Source organism: Streptomyces sp. NPDC058650, assembly GCF_042717315.1.
Classification (GTDB): Bacteria; Actinomycetota; Actinomycetes; order Streptomycetales; family Streptomycetaceae; genus Streptomyces.
This window is the reverse complement of sequence record NZ_JBHXRL010000086.1, coordinates 1-1,091: the sequence shown is the minus strand read 5'-3', so window position 1 is coordinate 1,091 and position 1,091 is coordinate 1. Positions and strand designations below refer to the sequence as shown.

At 72.6% G+C, this 1,091-nt stretch carries 1 protein-coding gene; it reads right to left on the bottom strand.

Translation table 11 applies throughout. The features are described 5' to 3' along the window. Positions 1–80: 80 nt before the first annotated feature. The coding region (locus ACFWWU_RS37435) for an aminoglycoside phosphotransferase family protein (RefSeq protein ID WP_384153735.1) at positions 81–1,091 on the bottom strand (1,011 nt) is incomplete at its 5' end.

Below are 1,091 nucleotides of genomic sequence, written 5' to 3'. Positions count from 1 at the left end.
GGGTCCGGCCGCGGTCAGGCGAGGGCCGTGAACGTGAGTCGCGAAACGCAACGTCCGCCTGTGCAGGGGGAGTGACCGCCTCAGTCGAGGAGCACCGCGTCGAGCGCGTGCACGCCGACCCGGCCGAGACGCCCTCCGGTGCCGATCGCGTCGACGATCGCGCTGCCGAGCACGAGCGCCCACGCTCGAGCACGGTCCCACAACGCGGCATCCGTCTCGCGAAGCCCGTCGAGTTCGGCGCGGAAGGCGGCCCGCGCCGGAGCGTCGAAGGTGAGCCAAGCCGTCGCGAGGTCGCACGCCGGGTCGCCGGCGCAGACATCGCCGAAGTCGACGACCGCCGCGAGGCCTCCGGATGCCGCGAGCACGAGGTTGGCCGGGTGCAGGTCGCCGTGCACCCACACCGCTGGACCCGACCACTCCGGCGCGGCCAGTCCACGGTTCCAGACGGCGCGGAGCGCCTCGATTTTTTCGGGATGGGCCCCGGCGAGTCCCCGCTCGAGCCGGCCTCGCACGACCTCGTCGCGCTCGACGAGCGGCACGCCCCGATACGCGTTCACCGGCGCCTCCGCCGGCGCAACGACCCCGAGTTCCGCGACGAAGTTCGCGAGCGACGACGCTGCGACCGCTCGCGCCGCGGGTTCCACGTCGGCCGCGCTCACCCCGTCGAACCAGGGGAGGATGCTCCACGGGAAGTCGAACCCCAGTTCGGGAGCCGGACGGCCGATCCGCACCGGTGCGGGCACCGGCACCGAGACGCGGTCGGCGATCGACGGCAGCCAGCGTTGCTCGTGCAGCACCAGGTCGACGGCGACCGTTCGACGCGGCAACCGCACGAGGTGGTGTTCGCCGAGGCGGAACATCATGTTGTCCCATCCGTTCGCGAGCAGCACGACGGGGCCGGCGAGGTCGGGGTGCTGCGCCGCCACGAGATCCCGGGCGAGGCGTTCGTCGACGAGGATGTCGGGCTCGGGGGCATCCGTCATCGCGCCCACCTCCCCGTCTGCCCGCCCTCGTTCGACCGCCCAGCGTACCGCCCCCGAATTGGTGCTGTGCGATGGCCCGATGTCGTCCACAATGGAACCCATGACGCG